3 protein-coding genes are annotated in these 3,580 nt (G+C 62.5%); all 3 read right to left on the bottom strand.

Annotation, left to right across the window (positions count from 1 at the left end; all coding sequences use genetic code 11):
• On the bottom strand, positions 1-569 hold a 569-nt coding region (locus EOM25_13085), incomplete at its 3' end, for a hydrogenase (GenBank protein ID NCC26109.1).
• Between the two features lie 11 nt (positions 570-580).
• Positions 581-2,089, bottom strand: a complete 1,509-nt coding sequence (locus tag EOM25_13090; protein NCC26110.1) for a hydrogenase — start codon at positions 2,087-2,089, stop codon at positions 581-583.
• Between the two features lie 2 nt (positions 2,090-2,091).
• Entirely contained in the window at positions 2,092-3,576 is a 1,485-nt protein-coding gene (locus EOM25_13095) for an NADH dehydrogenase FAD-containing subunit (protein ID NCC26111.1), read from the bottom strand.
• Positions 3,577-3,580 lie beyond the last annotated feature (4 nt).

Genomic DNA, 3,580 nt, shown 5'->3' on the forward strand with positions numbered 1-3,580 from the left:
GCCTCGTAGGTCTTGATCAGGGCCTCCCTCATGTTCTCCGGCACCGGCCCGGTCACGTAGAGTCCGTCGGCGTGACGGGGCGAGGCCACGAATTCCATGCCGAACCGGCCGATGTCAAAGACCACCGTGGTCAGCACGTTGGCATCGGCCTCGCAGGCGTTGCATCCGCCGGCACTGACCTGGCGCAGCTTGAGGGACCGGCCGAAGATCGTGCGCATTCTTTTGTCCAGGGCCTCGACTCTGGGTGCCAACTCGGACGTCATGACCAGATCTTCGCGACGCCGTCCGGCCAGGCCATAATCCCGGCTGAAGCGGAGAACTCCATGTCTGCAGGCCCGCTCGCAGGCGCCGCAAAAAAGACAAGTCCCGAGATCGATTCCAAGCACGTTGGCAGTCCTGTGCAGAGAATCGGTCGGACAGACCTCCATGCAGGCCCGGCAGTCGTCGGGACATGTACCCGGCCCGATGACGGGACGGCCCCGAAAACGGTCCGACACCGTGCCTGGGGCCTTGGGGTAGGCCACAGTGCGGTGCTTCTGGCGCAGGCGTTCGAGAACAACGTCAAACATTCGAGGCTTTCCTAAAGATCGTGTCCGCAATAGGACAGGTTGAAACTCTTGTTGCACAAGGGAAAATCCGAAATCTGCTCCCCGCGCAGGGCCATGGCCAGACCGATCCAGTTGTGAAAGGACGGGTCCACGATCTTGTAGAAATCGATGTCTCCCTGTTTGTCGGTCATGGCCACATGGCAGACCTCCCCGCGCCAGCCCTCGACCATGGACACGACCATGGCCTGGGGCCGCAATGTCTTGGGCATCTGAACCGTCAGTTCGCCCTGTGTCCGCTCGAGTTTGGACAGGCCGTCGGCAATGATGTCCACCGAGGCATCGACCTCCTCGGATCGGACCGTGGCCCGGGCCAGGACGTCACCCCCGGGGTGAATGACGGCCGAGGTCTTGACGCTGTTGTACAGTCCGGCTGGATAGTCCTGCCGAACGTCCCGGGGAATGCCGGCGGCCCGCATGGCCACCCCGACCAGGCCCAGTTCCAGGGCCACAGCCTGGGTAACTATGCCCGTGCCTTCGAACCGGGACAGGACCGAACCCGAATCCAGGAGCAGATCGACAGCCCCTCGAACGTCCCGGTGGATGTCGTGCAATCTGGTTCGAAAGGTCTCCATGCGTTGGGGATCGAGATCGAAATGGGCGCCCCCAGGGACCAAAAATCCCCGGCCGAATCTGCTCCCGCAGATCAGGGCCGAAAGATTCAGGAAATCACCGCGCAGCCTGCCGCAGAAACTCAGGGTCGGCAGAAAGCCAACGTCCCCGGCCAAGGCCCCGAGATCACCGGTGTGGTTGGCCAGACGTTCCAGTTCGAGCATCACCCCGCGCAATATTTCGGCCCGGACAGGTGCCTCGACATGCCCCAGGGCTTCCATGGCCCGACAATAGGCCGTGCCATGACCGATGGTCGTGTCTCCGGCCGCCGCCTCCAAAATGGGCATCCGTCGTCGCGCCGGGGAATGGGGGAGAAAGGCCTCGATCCCCCGGTGCTGATAGCCCAGGGAAATTTCCAGGTGAAAGACGGTCTCGCCGACACACTGGAACCGAAAATGCCCGGGCTCGATCACGCCCGCGTGCACCGGACCCACGGCCACCTCGTGCACTTCTTCCCCGGCAACGGTGAAAAAAGGTGCGATGCCGATGCCCGGTCGTCCGGAAGGCTTGCCGGCGCGTCGGCTCGGCTCGAAACGGATCGGCTTCAGCCATGGATGCCCCCGGGGCGTGATGCCCCATTGCTCGGTAATCTCGCGCTCGAACCAATGGGCCTGATTGCAGGTCGCCGTGATGGACGGATAGCCTTCATCAGGCGGGTCCATGGACGCCACGGCCACAGTACCCCGACCATCGTGAGCGATGACGACAAAGAGCCGGACGCAGCCCTCGTGCGGGGCCCCGAACAGGGCCGCGATCCGGCCACCGTCCTCGACGCTCCAGATGGTGCCCTCGACAAACTCCTCCACAGTGACCACGGGCACATCGGCCAGGGCAATGGCCTCGTTCGGTTTGATTTCCCGCCCAAAGGCCATGGCTACACCCCTTTCCCCATGATGAGTTCGGCGGCCTGACGCAGAATGTCGCGCAATTCCGCCGGGAGATACAGACCGAGCAGGGCCACGGCAATGCCCAGAACCAGCGGGGGAAGCACGGACAACCAGGGTTCAGTCTGACGGGGATTTTCCCCCGGATCGCCCTGGACCATGGGCAGGACAATCAGGACCATACCGGTAAAAATGACAGCCAGGAAAAACAGGATAAGGCCGGCGACGATGAACATCCCGCCCTCAAAGGCCGCCTTGAGGATCAGAAACTCGCTGACGAACAGGCCGAAGGGCGGCGACCCGACAATGGCCAAAAATCCAAACATCCACAGGGCCCCGGTCCAGGGCGAGGAGGTCAGAAGCCCCTGCACCTTCTGGATGTTCTTGGTTTTGCGCATGGCCAGGATATTCCCGGCCAGCATGAACAGCATGGCCTTGGCCATGGAATGGTTCACGGCGTGAAGCATGGAGCCGAAGACCGCCCCGCCCCCGATGCCGATCCCCAGAGACAGGATGCCCATATGCTCGACACTGGAATAGGCCAGCATCCGCTTGTAGTCGTTCTGGCGGACGATGAATGCGGCGGCAATGGCCAGGGAAAGGAGCCCGAACCAAACCAGAAGTTCGCCGGCAAAGGCGGCCATGCCCGCAGCATCGGCCACCTGAAAGGCCCGCAAAATGCCAAGGAACGCGCAATTCAAAAGCAGGGCCGAGAGCAAGGCCGAGACCATGGAAGGGGCCTCGCTGTGGGCATCCGGGAGCCAAGCGTGCATGGGGGCCAAACCCATCTTCGTTCCATATCCCACCAGGATGCAGATGAACGCGGCCTTGAACCAGGCCAGATGGGCCTGGGGGGCAGAGGCAATCAAGGCGTCAAGGTTCATGGACACCTCGGCCTGCCCTGCGGCCGAGCCCGACCAACCCACGGCAAAGGAAAGCATGATGTTTCCCAGCAGAGCGATGGCGATGCCCACCGAACAGAGCATCAGATACTTCCAGGTGGCTTCCAGGGACCGCTTGTGGCGGTGGAAGTAGATGAGCGGGGCGCTGGCCAAGGTGGTGGCCTCGATACCGACCCACAGCAGGCCGAAATTCCAGCTGATGCAGACCAGGGTCATGGCCGACAGAAAAAAGAGCAGGCAGGCCGAAAACCGGGCCTCCGGGGCATTGGCGAACAGGACGTCGCCCTGGAAATCCGTGTGAACACCGGGCTTTTCCCTGGCCAGATACCCGATGCCGTACACAGCGCAGACCGCGAAGACCACGCTGGTGATGGTCAAAAACAACTGGCCGAGGCCGTCCAATCGAAGCAATCCCCCCCATTCCGTACCGGTTTCGATCTGCCAGGAAAGCATGGTCATGGCCAGATGGGCCAGGGCCGTGCCCAAAAGAATCGCCCGCCGCAACCCGTTGCCCTTGAGCATCAGGGAGAGAAATCCGCCCGCTGCGGGAATGAGCACAAGGCCTTGAAGCAGCATG

The sequence above is a fragment of the Deltaproteobacteria bacterium genome (assembly GCA_009929795.1).
Classification (GTDB): domain Bacteria; phylum Desulfobacterota; class Desulfovibrionia; order Desulfovibrionales; family Desulfomicrobiaceae; genus RZZR01.

What these genes read in the sequence shown, in the direction of transcription:
- EOM25_13090 (NCC26110.1), bottom strand. Translation starts at nt 2,089, where the DNA reads ATGGCCTTTGGGCGGGAAATCAAACCGAACGAGGCCATTGCCCTGGCC.